The 16,298-nt window shown below is 66.8% G+C and carries 20 protein-coding genes; 17 read left to right on the top strand and 3 right to left on the bottom strand.

What is annotated here, in order from left to right; all coding sequences use genetic code 11:
* Positions 1 to 44: 44 nt before the first annotated feature.
* The 10 genes from secY (at position 45) to rplQ (ending at position 6,932) form a co-directional block, all read left to right on the top strand.
* A complete protein-coding gene (gene secY / locus AB0N61_RS02250) occupies positions 45 to 1,367 on the top strand; it encodes a preprotein translocase subunit SecY (protein ID WP_053097474.1) in 1,323 nt (440 codons plus the stop codon).
* The gene (locus AB0N61_RS02245; protein ID WP_363361410.1) at positions 1,364 to 1,960 is read left to right on the top strand and encodes an adenylate kinase; all 597 of its coding nucleotides are present in this window, start codon (positions 1,364 to 1,366) and stop codon (positions 1,958 to 1,960) included. The genes secY and AB0N61_RS02245 overlap by 4 nt, the downstream gene beginning before the upstream one ends.
* A 10-nt stretch (positions 1,961 to 1,970) precedes the next feature.
* Complete coding sequence (gene map / locus AB0N61_RS02240) at positions 1,971 to 2,819, top strand: type I methionyl aminopeptidase (protein WP_363361408.1); 849 nt, start codon at positions 1,971 to 1,973, stop codon at positions 2,817 to 2,819.
* A gap of 163 nt (positions 2,820 to 2,982) precedes the next feature.
* On the top strand, positions 2,983 to 3,651 hold the full coding sequence (locus AB0N61_RS02235) for a thioredoxin domain-containing protein (protein WP_363361406.1): 669 nt from the start codon (positions 2,983 to 2,985) through the stop codon (positions 3,649 to 3,651).
* A gap of 188 nt (positions 3,652 to 3,839) precedes the next feature.
* A complete protein-coding gene (infA, locus tag AB0N61_RS02230; RefSeq protein WP_017201569.1) occupies positions 3,840 to 4,061 on the top strand; it encodes a translation initiation factor IF-1 in 222 nt (73 codons plus the stop codon).
* 64 nt (positions 4,062 to 4,125) lie between these two features.
* Complete coding sequence (gene rpmJ / locus AB0N61_RS02225; protein WP_005050492.1) at positions 4,126 to 4,242, top strand: 50S ribosomal protein L36; 117 nt, start codon at positions 4,126 to 4,128, stop codon at positions 4,240 to 4,242.
* A gap of 154 nt (positions 4,243 to 4,396) precedes the next feature.
* Positions 4,397 to 4,771: a 30S ribosomal protein S13 gene (gene rpsM, locus AB0N61_RS02220; RefSeq protein WP_047524098.1), complete on the top strand. Its 375-nt coding sequence runs from the start codon at positions 4,397 to 4,399 to the stop codon at positions 4,769 to 4,771.
* A 31-nt stretch (positions 4,772 to 4,802) separates the two neighbouring features.
* Positions 4,803 to 5,201: a 30S ribosomal protein S11 gene (rpsK, locus tag AB0N61_RS02215; RefSeq protein WP_045253826.1), complete on the top strand. Its 399-nt coding sequence runs from the start codon at positions 4,803 to 4,805 to the stop codon at positions 5,199 to 5,201.
* A 135-nt stretch (positions 5,202 to 5,336) separates the two neighbouring features.
* Positions 5,337 to 6,326: a DNA-directed RNA polymerase subunit alpha gene (locus AB0N61_RS02210; RefSeq protein ID WP_042538798.1), complete on the top strand. Its 990-nt coding sequence runs from the start codon at positions 5,337 to 5,339 to the stop codon at positions 6,324 to 6,326.
* 63 nt (positions 6,327 to 6,389) lie between these two features.
* Positions 6,390 to 6,932: a 50S ribosomal protein L17 gene (rplQ, locus tag AB0N61_RS02205; RefSeq protein WP_363361403.1), complete on the top strand. Its 543-nt coding sequence runs from the start codon at positions 6,390 to 6,392 to the stop codon at positions 6,930 to 6,932.
* Positions 6,933 to 7,004: 72 nt separating this feature from the next.
* Here rplQ and AB0N61_RS02200 read toward each other — a convergent pair whose 3' ends face one another.
* Positions 7,005 to 8,576, bottom strand: a complete 1,572-nt coding sequence (locus tag AB0N61_RS02200; RefSeq protein ID WP_363361401.1) for an AMP-binding protein — start codon at positions 8,574 to 8,576, stop codon at positions 7,005 to 7,007.
* Positions 8,577 to 8,707: 131 nt separating this feature from the next.
* On the opposite strand from AB0N61_RS02200, the gene AB0N61_RS02195 reads away from it, so the two are divergent.
* From AB0N61_RS02195 to AB0N61_RS02175, 5 genes are all read left to right on the top strand, one after another.
* Positions 8,708 to 9,508 (top strand): sulfite exporter TauE/SafE family protein, encoded by an 801-nt coding sequence (locus tag AB0N61_RS02195; RefSeq protein ID WP_363361399.1) that lies wholly within the window; start codon positions 8,708 to 8,710, stop codon positions 9,506 to 9,508.
* Between the two features lie 60 nt (positions 9,509 to 9,568).
* Positions 9,569 to 10,024 (top strand): MaoC family dehydratase N-terminal domain-containing protein, encoded by a 456-nt coding sequence (locus AB0N61_RS02190; protein WP_167948043.1) that lies wholly within the window; start codon positions 9,569 to 9,571, stop codon positions 10,022 to 10,024.
* A complete protein-coding gene (locus AB0N61_RS02185) occupies positions 10,024 to 10,422 on the top strand; it encodes a MaoC/PaaZ C-terminal domain-containing protein (protein ID WP_363361397.1) in 399 nt (132 codons plus the stop codon). The genes AB0N61_RS02190 and AB0N61_RS02185 overlap by 1 nt, the downstream gene beginning before the upstream one ends.
* Before the next feature lie 11 nt (positions 10,423 to 10,433).
* Positions 10,434 to 11,564, top strand: a complete 1,131-nt coding sequence (locus AB0N61_RS02180) for a UDP-N-acetylmuramate dehydrogenase (RefSeq protein ID WP_363362035.1) — start codon at positions 10,434 to 10,436, stop codon at positions 11,562 to 11,564.
* A 68-nt stretch (positions 11,565 to 11,632) separates the two neighbouring features.
* Positions 11,633 to 12,034, top strand: a complete 402-nt coding sequence (locus AB0N61_RS02175; protein ID WP_363361395.1) for a VOC family protein — start codon at positions 11,633 to 11,635, stop codon at positions 12,032 to 12,034.
* Between the two features lie 19 nt (positions 12,035 to 12,053).
* On the opposite strand, the gene AB0N61_RS02170 is transcribed toward AB0N61_RS02175, so the two are convergent.
* Entirely contained in the window at positions 12,054 to 13,253 is a 1,200-nt protein-coding gene (locus AB0N61_RS02170; RefSeq protein ID WP_167948095.1) for a pyridoxal phosphate-dependent aminotransferase, read from the bottom strand.
* 56 nt (positions 13,254 to 13,309) lie between these two features.
* The gene (locus tag AB0N61_RS02165) at positions 13,310 to 14,725 is read right to left on the bottom strand and encodes an amino acid permease (RefSeq protein WP_363361393.1); all 1,416 of its coding nucleotides are present in this window, start codon (positions 14,723 to 14,725) and stop codon (positions 13,310 to 13,312) included.
* Between the two features lie 177 nt (positions 14,726 to 14,902).
* Between AB0N61_RS02165 and AB0N61_RS02160 the strand changes: the two genes are divergently transcribed.
* Both AB0N61_RS02160 and AB0N61_RS02155 read left to right on the top strand, forming a co-directional pair.
* Complete coding sequence (locus tag AB0N61_RS02160; RefSeq protein WP_363361391.1) at positions 14,903 to 15,361, top strand: Lrp/AsnC family transcriptional regulator; 459 nt, start codon at positions 14,903 to 14,905, stop codon at positions 15,359 to 15,361.
* Between the two features lie 46 nt (positions 15,362 to 15,407).
* A complete protein-coding gene (locus tag AB0N61_RS02155; protein ID WP_363361390.1) occupies positions 15,408 to 16,235 on the top strand; it encodes a PaaX family transcriptional regulator C-terminal domain-containing protein in 828 nt (275 codons plus the stop codon).
* The last annotated feature ends 63 nt before the right edge of the window (positions 16,236 to 16,298 follow it).

Below are 16,298 nucleotides of genomic sequence, written 5' to 3'. Positions count from 1 at the left end.
TTCAGCCGTCCTTGTGGGATCGGCAACCTTTCAGGAGGACGTCCTTGTTTAGCGCCATCGCGCGGATCTTCCGCACGCCCGACCTGCGTCGGAAGATCGGTTTCACCCTCGCCATCGTCGCCATCTACCGGCTCGGCTCGAATGTGCCCGCTCCGTTCGTGAACTTCCCGAACGTCGAGGAGTGCCTCGCGCTGAACTCCGGGACGGAGGGACTCCTCGGACTCGTCAACCTCTTCTCAGGTGGCGCGCTCCTCCAGCTCTCGATCTTCGCCCTCGGTGTGATGCCGTACATCACGGCGACGATCATCACCCAGCTCCTGCGCGTGGTCATCCCTCACTTCGAGGCATTGCACAAGGAGGGTCAGGCCGGCCAGGCCCGTCTGACCCAGTACACGCGTTACCTCACGATCGCGCTCGCGCTGCTGCAGTCGACTACGCTCGTCACGGTCGCCCGCAGCGGGCAGCTGTTCGGCACGACCGACATCGCCGCGTGCCAGAACCTCCTCACCAACGACGTGTGGTGGGCGCAGCTGCTCATCATCATGGCGATGACCGCAGGCACAGGCCTCATCATGTGGTTCGCCGAGCTCGTCACCGAGCGCGGCATCGGCAACGGCATGTCGCTGCTCATCTTCACCTCGATCGCCGCCACCTTCCCCGGCGCCATGTGGCTCATCTGGGAGAGCAAGGGCTTCGAGGTCTTCCTGCTGGTGCTCCTGGTCGGAATCATCGTCATGGGTCTCGTCGTCTTCGTCGAGCAGTCCCAGCGCCGTATCCCGGTGCAGTACGCCAAGCGCATGGTCGGTCGCCGCACCTACGGCGGCACGAACACGTACATCCCGATCAAGGTCAACATGGCGGGTGTGATCCCCGTGATCTTCGCCTCGTCGCTGCTGTACATCCCGGCGCTGATCGCTCAGTTCAACACCCCGCAGGACGGCTCCGAGCCGGCCGCGTGGGTCACCTGGATCAGCGCGAACTTCACGACCGGCAACAGCCCCATCTACATGGCTGTGTACTTCCTGCTGATCATCGGGTTCACCTACTTCTACGTCGCGATCACCTTCAACCCGGTCGAGGTCGCCGACAACATGAAGAAGTACGGCGGGTTCATCCCCGGCATCCGCGCCGGCCGTCCCACTGCCGAGTACCTCGACTACGTGCTCACGCGCATCACGCTGCCGGGGTCGATCTACCTCGGTCTGATCGCGCTGATCCCGCTGATCGCTCTCGCCACGGTCGGCGCCAACCAGAACTTCCCGTTCGGCGGCGCCTCGATCCTCATCATCGTGGGTGTCGGTCTCGAGACGGTCAAGCAGATCGATGCACAGCTGCAGCAGCGACACTACGAAGGGCTCCTCCGATGACTCGATCAGCTCGTCTCCTCATCGTCGGTCCGCAGGGATCGGGCAAGGGCACACAGGGCGTCCGCATCGCCGAGTCCTACGGCATTCCCGTGGTCTCCACAGGCGACATGTTCCGCGCGAACATCAAGGAGGGCACGGCCCTGGGTCAGCAGGTCACGGCCATCCTCGACAAGGGTGACCTGGTTCCCGACGAGCTCACCAGCGAGATCGTCCGCGACCGCCTGTCGCAGGACGATGCCGCGAAGGGCTTCCTGCTCGACGGATATCCCCGTAACGCCGCTCAGGTCGAGCACCTGGATGCGTTCCTCGGCGCCCGCGGCGAGTCGCTCGACGCGGTCATCCTGCTCGACGTCCCGCGCGAAGAGAGCATCGAGCGTCTGAAGCTGCGCGCGGCGGAGCAGGGGCGATCGGATGACACCGACGAGGCCATCGCCCATCGCCTCGACATCTACGAGCATGAGACGGCTCCGATCCTCGAGGTGTACGGCCCGCGAGGCATCGTGGACCGTATCGACGGCGTCGGCAGTCTCGATGAGATCACCGAGCGCGTCTTCGCGGCGCTGACCGCTCGCGGTCTGCGTCTCGCTGCCTGATCACCGCACGATGTTCCGCAAGTCGATCTACAAGAGCCCGGCGCAGCTGCGCGCGATGGTGGAGCCCGGTCTCATCACGGCCGCTGCGCTCGACGCTGTGCGTCCGATGATCCGACCCGGGGTCACGACGCTCGAGCTCGACGCCGAGGCGAACCGCGTGATCCTCTCGCGTGGCGCGGAGTCGAACTTCCAGCTGGTGCGTGGCTACCGGCACACGACGTGCATCTCGGTCAACGAGGAGGTCGTGCACGGCATCCCCGGCGCACGTGTGCTGCAGGCCGGGGACATCGTCTCGGTCGACTGCGGCGCGCAGTACCAGGGCTGGAACGGCGACAGCGCCATCACCGTCGTCGTTCCTGACGACACCCGCCCGGAGGTCGTCGCGCAGCGCGAGGAGCTCTCCCGGGTGACCGAGGGCTCGATGTGGGCGGGCATCGCCGCCATGGCGTCCGGCTCTCACCTCGGTGACATCGGCGCGGCGATCCAGGGCTACATCGAGGCGCAGGGTTCCTCGGCGGTCTCCGGTGAGACCTACGGGATCCTCCGCGAATACGTCGGCCACGGCATCGGCCGCAAGATGCACGAGGCGCCGAGCGTCTTCAACTACCGCACTCCCGATCCCGGGGCTGAGATCAAGCCCGGACTCGTGCTCGCGATCGAGCCGATGGTCACGGCCGGCAGCGACGAGACGTTCGTCGAGGATGACGACTGGACCGTCTCGACGGTCGACGGCACGGACGGCTCGCACTGGGAGCACAGCGTCGCCGTGCACGCAGACGGCATCTGGGTGCTCACCGCGCCTGACGGGGGAGCGGCCGGCCTCGCGACCTTCGGCGTGATTCCGACCCCGATCGCCTGACGTCCGGCCCGACGGGGGGCTGCGAGCGCTTCCGCCGCAACGCAGAGCATCGTCACAACGCGCACATAGGTTTCTCCGGGCACAATGGGTATATGGGTGCGCATGCACCTGCAGACTTCACGCCGGGCCCGCGACGGGCGGGCCTCGACAGAAACGGAAAGCAATGGCAGCCGCGAAGAGCAACACCAACTGGTTCGTGATCGGCGTCTCGGCGGCAGTGGTGGTCGTGCTGGCCGTACTGGCCTTCGTGGTCGTGTCTCTCAACAACCAGGCGACCGACCCCGGTGCGACGCCGAAGGCGAACGATTCGTTCAACTCGGAGACGGGCGCGATCTCGTTCGGCGATGGCGAGGACGAGGTGTCGATCTTCGTCGACTTCCAGTGCCCGGTATGCAAGAGCTTCGAAGAGCAGTACGGTGAGGCGCTCGAGACCGCTGCTGCGGACGGCCGCATCACGCTGTCCTACCACCCCATCGCTATCCTCGACCGTTTCTCGCAGGGCACCGAGTACTCCTCCCGCTCGGCGGGCGCGGCCGTATGCGTCGCGGAGTCCAACCCGGAGCTCTACCTCGACTTCGCCAAGGCACTGTTCGACAACCAGCCCGCCGAGAACTCGTCGGGCCTGACCAATGAGCAGCTCGCCGGCTTCGCCACGGAGGTCGGGGCGGACGACGCGGTCTCCTGCATCACGGACGAGACCTACCGGAAGTTCGGCAAGGCCCAGGCGCAGGCGCACGAGATCTCCGGCACCCCGACGGTCGAGGTGAACGGAACGCGCCTGGATCTTCAGAACCAGGCTGATTTCAAGAAGTTCACCGATCTGATCAGCTGACGACCTCGCGATCGCGATTCGCGCCACGAGAGTTCCAGCATCCTGCTCAGGTTGCCGGAACTCTCGTTGTCGGATAACATAGATCTTTGGTGCCTTGCGCCTTGATTCGGCGTGTCTGAATCGGCAGAGGCATCGTAATCCAATCACCCACCGCAGATCGACCGGTCTGCAGAAGCGTCAGCGAGGCTATGGCTAAGAAAGACGGTGTCATCGAGATCGAGGGCGTGATCTCCGAGGCTCTGCCCAACGCGATGTTCCGCGTTGAGCTCTCCAACGGACACAAGGTCCTTGCAACGATCTCCGGCAAGATGCGGCAGAACTACATCCGCATCATCCCCGAAGACCGTGTGGTCGTGGAGCTCAGCCCCTACGACCTGACCCGCGGACGAATCGTCTACCGCTACCGCTGATCGGTCGAGAAGTAACACCCCAGGCACTCTGCCTGCCCGGTGAAGACAGCGAACAGGAAACATCATGAAGGTCAACCCCAGCGTCAAGCCCATCTGCGATCACTGCAAGGTGATCCGCCGCCACGGCCGCGTCATGGTGATCTGCAAGAGCAACCCGCGCCACAAGCAGCGCCAGGGCTGAGCGCCCGCCGGCCCGCCGGCGGACTCTTCGGATCAGACTCACAACTCAATACACACAACGGCAGGATCAGAACCCACGCGAGTGGGGGACACCTCGGGGCGGAGGCCCGAGCACCGATCCTGCTCCACACCTCCACAACACTCAGGAGAACCGCATGGCACGTCTTGCCGGCGTTGACATCCCGCGCGATAAGCGCGTGGTGATCGCCCTTACCTACATCTACGGCGTCGGCCGTACCCGCTCGGTCGAGATCCTCAAGGCTACGGAGATCGACGAGAGCATCCGCGTGAAGGACCTCAGCGACGACCAGCTGATCGCCCTCCGCGACTACATCGAAGGCAACTACAAGGTGGAGGGTGACCTGCGCCGCGAGGTCGCCGCAGATATCCGCCGCAAGGTCGAGATCGGCTCCTACGAGGGCATCCGCCACCGTCGTGGCCTCCCGGTCCGTGGTCAGCGCACCAAGACCAACGCCCGTACCCGCAAGGGCCCGAAGCGCACCGTCGCCGGCAAGAAGAAGGCCCGCTAAGCGCGGCCCCAGGGACTAGGAGAACACTTTCATGGCTGCACCCAAGGCCGCCGCGCGCAAGCCGCGCCGCAAGGAAAAGAAGAACATCGCGCTGGGCCACGCCCACATCAAGTCGACGTTCAACAACACGATCGTCTCGATCACCGACCCGTCCGGCGCTGTCATCAGCTGGGCATCGTCGGGTGGCGTGGGCTTCAAGGGCTCGCGCAAGTCGACGCCCTACGCCGCAGGAATGGCTGCCGAGTCGGCCGCCCGCCAGGCGCAGGAGCACGGCGTCAAGAAGGTCGACGTCTTCGTCAAGGGACCGGGTTCGGGTCGCGAGACCGCGATCCGTTCGCTGACGGCCGCCGGCCTCGAGGTCGGCTCGATCCAGGACGTCACGCCGCAGGCGCACAACGGCTGCCGTCCGCCGAAGCGCCGCCGCGTCTGATCCGGCTTGTTGAGCCGCTCGGCCCTTCGGGTCCGAGCGGCTCGACGCCCGCCAGCGCGGGCAACGACTCCCAAAACTCAAGACCTCACCCCACCACATGTCATATAGCGGGCATGTGATCGAAAGGAACACAGAGTGCTTATTGCACAGCGTCCCACACTGACCGAGGAAAAGATCGTCGAGAACCGTAGCCGGTTCATCATCGAGCCTCTGGAGCCCGGCTTCGGATACACGATCGGCAACGCGCTTCGTCGCAGCCTGCTGTCGTCGATCCCCGGCGCCGCGGTCACCAGCGTTCGCATCGACGGCGTGCTGCACGAGTTCAGCACGATCCCCGGCGTGAAGGAGGATGTCACCGAGATCATCCTCAACATCAAGCAGCTCGTGGTCTCGTCGGAGCGCGACGAGCCCATCACCGCGTACCTGCGCAAGACCGGTTCGGGCGAAGTGACCGCCGCTGACATCTCGGCTCCGGCCGGTGTCGAGGTCCAGAACCCCGAGCTCGTCATCGCGACGCTCAACGAGACCGCGAAGTTCGAGCTCGAGCTCACGATCGAGCGTGGCCGCGGCTACGTCTCGGCGACGCAGAACCGCAACGAGTACGCCGAGGCCGGTCAGATTCCGATCGACTCGATCTACTCGCCGGTGCTCAAGGTCAGCTACCGCGTCGACGCCACCCGTGCCGGTGAGCGCACCGACTTCGACAAGCTCGTCCTCGACGTCGAGACCAAGTCGGCCATCAGCCCCCGCGACGCGGTCGCTTCGGCTGCGAAGACGCTCACCGAGCTGTTCGGTCTCGCCCGCGAGCTGAACGTCGAGGCTGAGGGCATCGAGATCGGCCCGGCGCCGGTGGAGGCAGTGAACTCCAGCGAGCTGTCGATGCCGATCGAGGACCTCGACCTCTCCGTGCGCTCGTACAACTGCCTGAAGCGCGAGGGCATCAACACTGTTTCCGAGCTCGTCGCCCTGTCGGAGACGCAGCTCATGAACATCCGCAATTTCGGCCAGAAGTCGGTCGACGAGGTGCGCGACAAGCTCATCTCGCTCGGTCTGTCGCTCAAGGATTCGGTGCCCGGTTTCGACGGCGCCCACTTCTACGGCGGCAGCGAAGACGAGTCCTTCTGACCCACCCGGATTGTCATCTGGCAGAGGCCAGCTGACCCGACCTTTCCTGACCAGGAGCTAGATATGCCCAAGCCCACCAAGGGTCCCCGCCTCGGAGGCGGCCCCGCCCACGAGCGCCTGCTGCTTGCCAACCTCGCAGCGGCTCTCTACACCCACAAGTCGATCAAGACGACCGAGACCAAGGCCAAGCGCCTGCGTCCGCTCGCCGAGCGCCTGATCACCTTCGCCAAGCGCGGAGACCTGCACGCTCGTCGTCGCGTTCTCTCGGTTATCGGCGACAAGAACGTCGTGCACACGCTCTTCACCGAGATCGCACCGCTCGTCGCAGACCGTGAGGGTGGCTACACCCGCATCACGAAGGTCGGCAACCGCAAGGGTGACAACGCGCCCATGGCCGTGATCGAGCTCGTTCTCGAGCCCGTCACCCCCAAGGCGAAGTCCACCAAGAAGGCTGCCAAGGCTGACAAGCCGGCCGAGGTCGTCGAGGAGGCCCCCGCTGAGGAGGCTCCTGCAGACGAGACCGTCGAGGCAGGCGCTGAGTCGCAGGCCGAGGGTGAGGCAGCCGAGGCTGCCGCCGAGGACGCCGTCGAGAAGAAGTCCGAGTAAGCACCTCGCTCACTCGAAGAAGCCCGCCGCCCCGCAAGGGACGGCGGGCTTCTTCGTTCTCGGGAGCGGTCGTCAGCGTGCGCGCAGATCCTTGCGCAGGATCTTGCCGGATGCCGACTTGGGGATGGCGTCGACGAACTCCACCTGCCTCACCTTCTCGTGAGGCGCGACATGTGCGGCGACGTGCGCCATCACGGCATCCGCGTCGAGCTCGGCGCCCTGCTGCGCGACCACGAACGCCTTGGGCACCTCCTGTCCGTCATCGTCGAGCACACCGATCACGGCCGCATCGGCGATGCCCGGGTGCTCGAGCAGCACCGCCTCGAGCACGGCCGGTGCGACCTGATAGCCCTTGTACTTGATGAGTTCCTTGAGCCGATCGACGATGCGGAAGATGCCGTCGTGCGTCACCGTCGCGACGTCCCCGGTGTGGAGCCATCCATCGCTGTCGAGCATCTCTTCGGTCGCCTCGGGCCGGTTCAGGTAGCCGGCCATCACCTGCGGACCGCGGATCAGCAGTTCGCCCGGTTCGCTCGCACCCTCGGGCGGCGCCGTGACATCGGAGCCGTCCTCCGCGACGAGCCTCGCTTCGGTGTCGGCGAGCAGCAGCCCGACCGATGACCGATCGATGTCGGGACGGTCGTAGGGGATCGCATGGGTGACCGGGCTCGTCTCGGTCATGCCGTAGCCCTGGCAGACCGTGCACCCCAGCCGGGCGGCCACCGCGGATGCGAGCGCGCCGTCGAGCGGAGCGGCCCCCGAGAAGATGACCTTGATCGCCGAGGTGTCGAACTGATCGACCAGCGGATGCTTCGCGAGCGCGACGGCGATCGGCGGTGCGATGAAGACCCAGCTCGTGCGATGCTCCTGCACGACCCGCAGGAACTCAGCGAGGTCGAACTTCGGCATGGTGACAAGTGCCGCGCGCTGCCGCAGTGCGAAGTTCAGCAGCACCGTCATCCCGTAGATGTGGAAGAACGGCAGGACGGCGAGCACGCGGTCGTCGTCCCCGAGCGAGATCGTGGAGCGGCACTGGCTGACGTTCGCGATCAGGTTGCGGTGGGTGAGCATGACGCCCTTGGGTCGGCCGGTCGTGCCCGAGGAGTAGGGGAGCACCGCGAGATGCGTCGCCGGATCGAAGGTCACCTCGGGGGCGGGGTGGCCCTCGCCGAGCAGGGCCGGCAGCGAGGGGTGTCCCTCGGCCCCGTCGAGCACGATCACATGGTCGTCGTCGAGCCCGACCGCCGCCGCGGCAGCCTTCGCGCCGGGGAGCAGGGGCGAGACCGTGATCAGCCATGCGGCCTCGGCGTCGGTCAGCTGATTCGCGATCTCCTCGGCGGTGTACAGCGAGTTGATCGTCGTCGCCGTCGCCCCTGCGCGCAGGATGCCGTGGAAGACCGTCGCGAACGCGGGGATGTTGGGGCACAGGACGCCCACCGTGGTTCCGACGCCCACGCCACGCGCCGCGAGAGCACCGGCGAAGAGATCGATCTGCGCGATCAGCTGACGGTAGGTCGTGGCGGCACCGCTGACGCCGTCGATGAGCGCGATGGCGTCGAGGCGGTGCTCCTCGACGTCACCGAACAGGAACTGATGGATCGAGATCGCCGGGATCTCGACATCGGGATAAGAGCTGCGCACCATGAGATCTCCTCCGATCCGGGTCATCGACGACGCCGTCTGATGCGATCCAGTGTCGCACAGCAGGGCACCGAGTCCCAGGGTGCGGGTGCAACCCGTCAGCGGGGCGCGATGCCCGGGAGTAGGCTGATCCGGTGAGTGATGCAGAGACCCTGAGCAGAGGGCCTCGCGCCTACACGGCATTCACCGGGATCGGCCTGATCGCCGGCCTTCTCTCCGGGCTCTTCGGAGTCGGCGGCGGCACGGTCATCGTTCCTCTGCTCGTGCTGTTCCTGCATTTCAATCAGCGTCTCGGCGCCGGCACATCGCTCGCGGCGATCGTCCCGACGGCGACCGTGGGCGTGATCTCCTACGCGATCGGCGGATCGGTGGCGTGGATCCCCGCCCTCATCCTCGCGGCAGGCGCCGTGGTGGGAGCGCAGATCGGCACCCGTCTGCTGCCCAGGATCTCTCAGACGGTGCTGCGCTGGTTCTTCGTCGGCTTCCTCGTGATCGTGATCGTCAGCCTGTTCCTGGTGGTCCCCTCTCGCGACGCGGAGTTCGAGCTGCAGCTGCTCAACGGGCTCGCGCTCGTCATCGTCGGCATCGGCACCGGCATCCTCGCGGGGCTCATCGGCGTCGGCGGGGGAGTGATCGTGGTGCCCGTGCTGATGCTCGCGTTCGGCACGAGCGACCTCGTCGCCAAGGGCACGTCGCTGCTCATGATGATCCCGACCGCGATCTCGGGCACGATCGGGAATCTCCGCAACCGCAACGTCGATCTGGTCGCTGCGGCGATCGTCGGTGTGTCGGCCTGCACGACCACGGCTCTGGGCGCATGGCTGGCCACGCTGATCGATCCGCTGGTGGGGAACATGCTGTTCGCGGCATACCTCGTCGTCATCGCCGTGCAGATGGCGATGAAGGCGGTCAAGGGTCGCAAGAAGAAGGACTGAGGGGCCTTAGTTCCGGCCGGCAGGCACCGAGCCCCGCGACCGAGAACGTAGGATCGAAGGGTGGCAGTCAACCAAGATCTGGTCGGCCGGGAGTTCCCGCCGACGCCCCCCTACCTCGTCGGCCGTGAGAAGGTGCGCGAGTTCGCGCGTGCCGTCTTCGCAGACGCACCGCAGCACACCGACGTCGAGGCGGCTCGCGCAGCCGGCTTCGCCGACGTCGTGGCGCCCCCGACGTTCGCGATGGTCATTCAGGACCACACCCTCCAGCAGCTTCTCGCCGAGCCCGATTCGGGCATCGTCCTGGCGCGCACCATCCACGCCGAGCAGAAGTTCGCCTACTCGCGCCCGATCGTCGCGGGGGATGAGCTCACGGGACAGCTGCGGGTGACCGGAATCCGCATGATGGGCGGCAACGCCATGATCACCAGCGCTGCCGAGATCACGGATGCCGCCGGCGAGCACGTCGTGACAGCCACCAGCGTGCTGCTGGTCGGCGCAGAAGAGGGAGCCGAGTGATGCCGTTCGCTGTCGGAGACGTCGTCGCAGAGCGCACCGTCCATCTCACGCGCGAATCGCTGGTTCGCTACGCCGGAGCATCGGGCGACTTCAACCCGATCCACTACCGGGATGACATCGCCGCCGAGGTGGGCCTGCCGGGAGTGCTCGCGCACGGCATGCTCACCATGGGCATCGCGTCCTCGGTGGTCGTGGCCGCGCTCGAACCGTCGACGCGCATCGTCGACTACGGCGTGCGCTTCACCAAGCCGGTCGTGGTCCACCCGACGGACGGGGCCGACCTGCACGTCGTGGCGACCGTCGGCGCGGTCGACGACGAGTCGACGCGGATCGATCTCAAGGTCACGTTCGGCGAGACGACGGTCCTCGTCAAGGCGCAGTTGCGCGTCGTCTCCTGATGGGCGGCGCCGTGCACGAGGTCGAGCCGCTCAGACTCGCCGCACTCACGACTCTGCGCACGGGTGGTGCCCCCGAGCGGATGCTCGAGGCGTCGACCACCGCGGAGCTCATCGACGCGCTCACCGACGTGTGGTCGCGCGGCGAGGAGTGGTTCGTCCTCGGCGGCGGATCCAACCTGTTCATCGGCGACGCCTCCTTCGAAGGAACCGTCATCCGCGTCCTCACCCGCGGCATCGAAGAGCTCCCCTCTCCGCACGCCGGACGCATCCGGCTCCGCGCCCAGGCGGGGCACAGCTGGGACGACCTCGTCGCCTACGCGGTCGAGCACGGATACGCCGGTCTCGAGGCCATGAGCGGCATCCCGGGCACCGTCGGCGCGTCTCCCGTGCAGAACATCGGGGCGTACGGGCAGGAGATCCAGGAGACCCTGGTCGAGGTCGAGCTGATCGATGAGGCCACGGGCGAGGTGTCGGTGGTGCCGGCATCCGAACTCGGGCTCGGGTTCCGCACCTCCGTGCTCAAGCACCACTACGGCAGCGTGCCGCAGCGCCGTGCGGTGATCCTCTCGGTCACGGTCGATCTTCTCGTCGCCGACGAGCGCGAGGTGCGCGGCGAGCAGCTGCGCAGGGCTCTCGCTCTGGACTCCGACGCCCCTGTGCCGCTGACCTGGGTGCGCGAGCGCATCCTCGCCACGCGCGCCTCCAAGGGGATGCTGCTCGACGAGAACGATCCCGACACCCACGGGGTCGGCTCGTTCTTCCAGAACGCGATCGTGTCGGAGGTCGCGGCGCGCGCTCTGCCGCCCGAGTGCCCCCGCTGGCCGGTGACGCCCGATCTCGATGCGGTCACGGTGATCCCGCTCGCCTCGTACGACGGCTACGTTCCTCCCGCGAAGGCGGAGGCGCCCGACGTCAAGGTGAGCGCCGCGTGGCTGATCGAGCAGGCCGGCATCCGCAAGGGGTTCAAGCTCCCGCGGTCGCGGGCGTCGGTCTCGACCAAGCACGCACTGGCGCTCACCAACCGCGGCGGCGCGACGGCGGCCGAGGTCTCGGAGCTCGCGCGCTTCATCCAGAGCCGCGTCCATGCGGAGTTCGGTCTCGTGCTGCAGCCGGAGCCCGTGCTTCTCGGCGTCGAACTCTGACGACAGCGGGCTGAGCCGCGGCGCGGTGCCCGCCTGACAACCTCACGCGTTCCCCGTACACTCGCGGCATGAGCGGACTGATCCCGTACCTGCTGTTTCCCGGAAACGCGGCCGAAGCGCTGGAGCACTATCGCGGTGTCTTCGGAGGCGAGCTCCAGCTGGTCGACTACGCAGCCGCCGGCCGGGCAGACGGGCCGGCTGATGCGATCGCGCATGGACAGCTCACGGGGCCCGTCGAACTGGCAGGGGCGGATGCCGGTGCCGACGACGACGCCGTGCAGATGAGCGGGATGTTCCTCTCTCTGCTCGGCACCGCCGACGCATCGACGCTGACGAGCTGGTTCGATCGGCTCGCCGAGCAGGGTCGAGTGATCGACGCCCTGCAGAAGCGCCCGTGGGGCGACTACGACGGCACCGTCACCGACCGCTACGGCATCCGCTGGCTGATCGGCTTCCACGACGAGGTGTGAGCCGACCAGCCGGCGGGCGTCAGGCGAACAGTCGCTGCAGCCGCTGCACGCCCTCGAGGAGCTGATCGTCGCCGAGCGCATAGGACATGCGGATGTACCCGGAGGGGCCGAAGGCCTCGCCCGGAACGACGGCCACCTCGGCCTGCTCGAGGATGAGGTCGGCCAGCTCGAGCGACGTGGTCGGTGTCGTGCCGCCCCACGTTCGACCGAGCAGGCCCTGCACATCGGGGTACACATAGAACGCGCCGAGCGGGTTCGGCACCACGAGTCCGTCGATCTTCGACAGCTCCGACACGATGAGGCGGCGACGGCGGTCGAATGCCTCGCGGAACTGCTCGGCTTCGGTCTGGGGGCCGTTGAGAGCGGCGATCGCGGCCTTCTGCGCGACGTTGTTGACGTTGCTCGACAGGTGCGACTGCAGGTTGCCGGCGATCTTGATGGCGTCCGCGGGGCCGACCATCCAGCCCACACGCCATCCGGTCATGGCGTAGGTCTTCGCGACACCGTTGACGAGGATGGTCTGGCCGGCGAGATCGGGCACCGCCTCGACGATCGACGTGGCCTTGACGCCCTCATAGGTGAGGTTCTGGTAGATCTCGTCCGAGATCACCCAGATGCCGTGCTCGAGCGCCCACTCGCCGATGGCCGTGGTCTCTTCGGCCGTGTACACGGATCCGGTCGGGTTCGACGGCGAGACGAACACGAGCACGGTGGTGCGCTCGGTGCGCGCGGCCTCGAGCTGCTCGACCGTGACCTTGTAGTCCTGGTCTGCACCGGCGAAGACCTCGACCGGAGTGCCGTCGGCCAGACGGATGGCCTCGGGGTAGGTCGTCCAGTACGGCGCGGGCAGCAGCACCTCGTCGCCCGGGTTCACCACTGCCTGGAAGGCCTGGTACACCGACTGCTTGCCGCCGTTGGTGACGATGACCTGCGAGGGCGAGACCTCGAGGCCCGAGTCGCGCAGCGTCTTCGCGGCGATCGCCTCGCGCAGCGCCGGAAGGCCCGGTGCCGGCGTGTACCGGTAGCTCGCCGGATCGGCGAGGGCCTCGGCCGCGGCGTCGACGATGAACTGCGGGGTCGCGAAGTCGGGCTCGCCGGCGGCATACGAGATGACGGGCTTGCCTTCGGCCTTGAGCGCCTTGGCCTTGGCATCGACCTTGAGGGTCGCGGATTCGGCGATGGCGGAGAGCTTGCGAGAGAGAGGAGCGCGTTCGGTCACGACTACGAGCGTACTCGGCTCGCCCCGTGCGATGACGGATGGATGGTCGACAAGAATCACGGTTCTTTCGTCGTCGCGGACGGCGCTGCCGCCAGGGGTGCTGCCGTGGCGCGCCGCCGTCGCTGCACGAGGAAGAACGCCCCGATCGCCAGGGCGAGGCACGGAACGCCGAACGGCAGCGTCGCGCGGAACTCCTCGGTGAGCGCGGTCGAGATCGCGATCGCGAACATGAGGACCGCGCCGATGACTGCTCCGGGGCGAGCGCCCCGGACCGAGTACTTCGGCTTCTCGCCCCGAACGGCGAGATGACGACGGAACGCGATGTGCGTCACGAAGATCATGAACCACGTGAACAGCGCTCCGAACATCGAGATCGCGAACATCATCGTGAACGCATCGGCCGGGGCGAGCACGTAGATCACGGTCGCGACGGCGATGCCGCCGGTCGAGAGGAGGAGTGCGTTGACCGGCGCACCGTTCTTTGCAACCGCGCCGAAGATCCGGGGCGCGTCACCGGCGCGCGACAGCGAGAACATCATCCGTGTCGAGACGTACAGCTGGCTGTTCATGGCCGACAGCGCGGCGATGATCACCACGAAGTTCAGCACGGAGTCGGCGAAGGGGATGCCGATGCCCTGCATCACGGTCACGAAGGGGCTCGATCCGGAGAGGATCTCTGAGACCGGCGCGATGGAGACGATCAGGGAGAGCGTGAGGATGTAGAAGACCAGCAGTCGGAACGCGGTCGCCCTGAACGCCTTCTTGACCGCCTTCTCGGGCTCGGCGGCCTCGCCGGCCGCGACGGCGATCATCTCGACGCTGAGATAGCTGAAGATCGAGACGATCACGGCGAACCACATGCCGCTCAGGCCGTTCGGCATGAACCCGCCCTCCGCTCCCCAGTTGTGCACTCCGCGCCTCTGATCTCCGGAGAAGAACACCAACCAGCCGGCGACCACGATGAACGCGATGATCGCGAACACCTTGATGGCCGAGAACCAGTACTCGAGCGTGCCGAAGCTCTTGACGTTCATCGCGTTCACGACGATCAGTGCTCCACCGAACAGCACGACCCATATCCACGCAGGAGCCTCGGGGAACCACAGCTGCATGTACTCGCCCACCGCCGTCACCTCCGTGCCCACAGCGAGCACGATGCAGCCCCAGTACATGTACCTGACCAGGAAGCCGGCCAGCGGTCCGATGTAGTGCTCGGCGTAGGCGCCGAACGACCCGGAAGTCGGGTGCTGCACGGTCATCTCGGCGAGGCCTCCCATGAGGAGCAGCGCGATCATTCCGCCGATTAGATAGCTCAGGACCACGCTGGGGCCGGCGAAGCCGATCGCGAATCTGCTGCCCAGGAACAGGCCGGTGCCGATCGCCCCGCCGAGAGCGATCATGCCCAGCTGCCGCGCGGTGAGTGATTTCTGCAGGCCGATCTCTCGGGTCTGGATGTCGGAGAATTCAGCCATGGTCGTCCTTCGGCGTCTGTGCATGCGGGTCGGAAGGCGCTGCGGCGAGGATGCTCGTCCGGAGCGCGTCGCGAGTATTGCAAGGATTCGGCGGCAATGGCACAGTCATGAAGATGATTCGAGATAGGCCCGCTATGTCGAACAGGATTCGAGCACTGAGCCGATGACAGGAGAACCATGACCCTCGCGCTGACCGATGCCGACCGGACGATCCTCCGAGAGCTGGCCCACGACGGACGGCTGTCGAACAAGGAGCTCGCGTGCCGGGCCGGTATCGCGCCGTCGACCTGTCACGGGCGGGTGCGCATGCTGGAGGACGCGGGAGTGATCCGCGGCTACCGCGCGGACGTCGATCCGCGAGCCGCAGGGGCGGCGATCAGCGCGCTGATCTCGGTCGCCGTGCTCAATCACGCGCGCAGCCAGGTCACCGAGCTCGTACCCGTCATGCAGGCGATCCCCGGCGTGCAGCAGGTGTTCCTCCTCGGTGGCGATCGCGACATCCTGATCCACGTGGCGATGGCCGACGTGCCCGCCCTGCGCGAGTTCATCAGGGTGCACATCGGTTCGCATCCCGATCTCGGGCAGTCGCAGACGCAGCTGATCTTCGAGCATGCGATCGGTGCGATGCCGACGTGACCCGCCTCCGCTCGGACGCGTCGGGTGCCCGCTACGCTGAGGTCACATGACGGCGGATGAGGATGCGGTGGACACGGACGATCTGATCCCCGAGGCGGCCGTCCGTCCGCAGCATCTCATCGTCACGGTGTTCGGTCGCCATGTTCGCGCGCACCGAGGCGAGATCCGCATCGCGGCGCTGATCGAGATGATGTCGGCGCTCGGCGTCGACGCGGGCGTCGTGCGTTCCTCCGTCTCGCGGTTGAAGCAGCGCGGCATCCTCGTCAGCGAGGGCGGAGGCGCCTACCGTCTGTCGTCATCCCTGGAGGACGTGTTCGCGGCCGGTGACCGTCGCATCTTCGAGTCTCGACGCGCGGAGTCGGATGATCAGTGGGTGCTCGCCTCGTTCAGCGTTCCCGAGAGCGAGCGTCCGCTGCGCCATCAACTGCGCAAGCTCCTGCAGCGGCTGGGTTTCGGACAGGTGACGGGTGGTCTCTGGATCGCGCCGGGGTTGATCGCGGAGGAGGCCGAGACCGCTCTCGCCGGCTCGGGGCTGGACGGCTACGTGGAGCTGTTCCTCGGCTCGCGTCTCTCGAGCGGCCCGCTCGAGGATGCCGTGCGAGAGTGGTGGGACCTTGCGGCGATGGAGCCGCTGTACCGCGGGTTCATCGACACGTTCCGCGGCATGAGCGGCGAGACCGATGAGCGGCTCGCCTTCGCCGTGCACGTCCGCGCGATCACCCAGTGGCGGCGCCTCGTGTACCTCGACCCCGGGCTGCCGCTGGCTCTCCTTCCCGAGGGGTGGGTGGGCGTCGAAGCGGCGCGTGTCTTCGATGATCTGCACGCCGCGCTCGGGCCTGCCGCCGAGCGCTTCGTCGACTCCGTCATGACCTGACGCTTCATATCGCTGTAGCGCTTGCGTGACGGTCGTCACGTATGTGACACTTCTTCGACACCG

It is taken from the genome of Microbacterium sp. NPDC089320, assembly GCF_040684875.1.
Lineage (GTDB): Bacteria > Actinomycetota > Actinomycetes > Actinomycetales > Microbacteriaceae > Microbacterium.
The sequence above is the reverse complement of the archived record's forward strand: the minus strand, read 5'-3'. Positions and strand labels throughout refer to the sequence as shown.

What these genes read in the sequence shown, in the direction of transcription:
- AB0N61_RS02245 (WP_363361410.1), top strand. Translation starts at nt 1,364, where the DNA reads ATGACTCGATCAGCTCGTCTCCTCATCGTCGGTCCGCAGGGATCGGGC.
- map (WP_363361408.1), top strand. Translation starts at nt 1,971, where the DNA reads ATGTTCCGCAAGTCGATCTACAAGAGCCCGGCGCAGCTGCGCGCGATG.
- AB0N61_RS02235 (WP_363361406.1), top strand. Translation starts at nt 2,983, where the DNA reads ATGGCAGCCGCGAAGAGCAACACCAACTGGTTCGTGATCGGCGTCTCG.
- infA (WP_017201569.1), top strand. Translation starts at nt 3,840, where the DNA reads ATGGCTAAGAAAGACGGTGTCATCGAGATCGAGGGCGTGATCTCCGAG.
- rpmJ (WP_005050492.1), top strand. Translation starts at nt 4,126, where the DNA reads ATGAAGGTCAACCCCAGCGTCAAGCCCATCTGCGATCACTGCAAGGTG.
- rpsM (WP_047524098.1), top strand. Translation starts at nt 4,397, where the DNA reads ATGGCACGTCTTGCCGGCGTTGACATCCCGCGCGATAAGCGCGTGGTG.
- rpsK (WP_045253826.1), top strand. Translation starts at nt 4,803, where the DNA reads ATGGCTGCACCCAAGGCCGCCGCGCGCAAGCCGCGCCGCAAGGAAAAG.
- rplQ (WP_363361403.1), top strand. Translation starts at nt 6,390, where the DNA reads ATGCCCAAGCCCACCAAGGGTCCCCGCCTCGGAGGCGGCCCCGCCCAC.
- AB0N61_RS02200 (WP_363361401.1), bottom strand. Translation starts at nt 8,576, where the DNA reads ATGGTGCGCAGCTCTTATCCCGATGTCGAGATCCCGGCGATCTCGATC.
- AB0N61_RS02185 (WP_363361397.1), top strand. Translation starts at nt 10,024, where the DNA reads ATGCCGTTCGCTGTCGGAGACGTCGTCGCAGAGCGCACCGTCCATCTC.
- AB0N61_RS02175 (WP_363361395.1), top strand. Translation starts at nt 11,633, where the DNA reads ATGAGCGGACTGATCCCGTACCTGCTGTTTCCCGGAAACGCGGCCGAA.
- AB0N61_RS02165 (WP_363361393.1), bottom strand. Translation starts at nt 14,725, where the DNA reads ATGGCTGAATTCTCCGACATCCAGACCCGAGAGATCGGCCTGCAGAAA.
- AB0N61_RS02160 (WP_363361391.1), top strand. Translation starts at nt 14,903, where the DNA reads ATGACCCTCGCGCTGACCGATGCCGACCGGACGATCCTCCGAGAGCTG.
- AB0N61_RS02155 (WP_363361390.1), top strand. Translation starts at nt 15,408, where the DNA reads ATGACGGCGGATGAGGATGCGGTGGACACGGACGATCTGATCCCCGAG.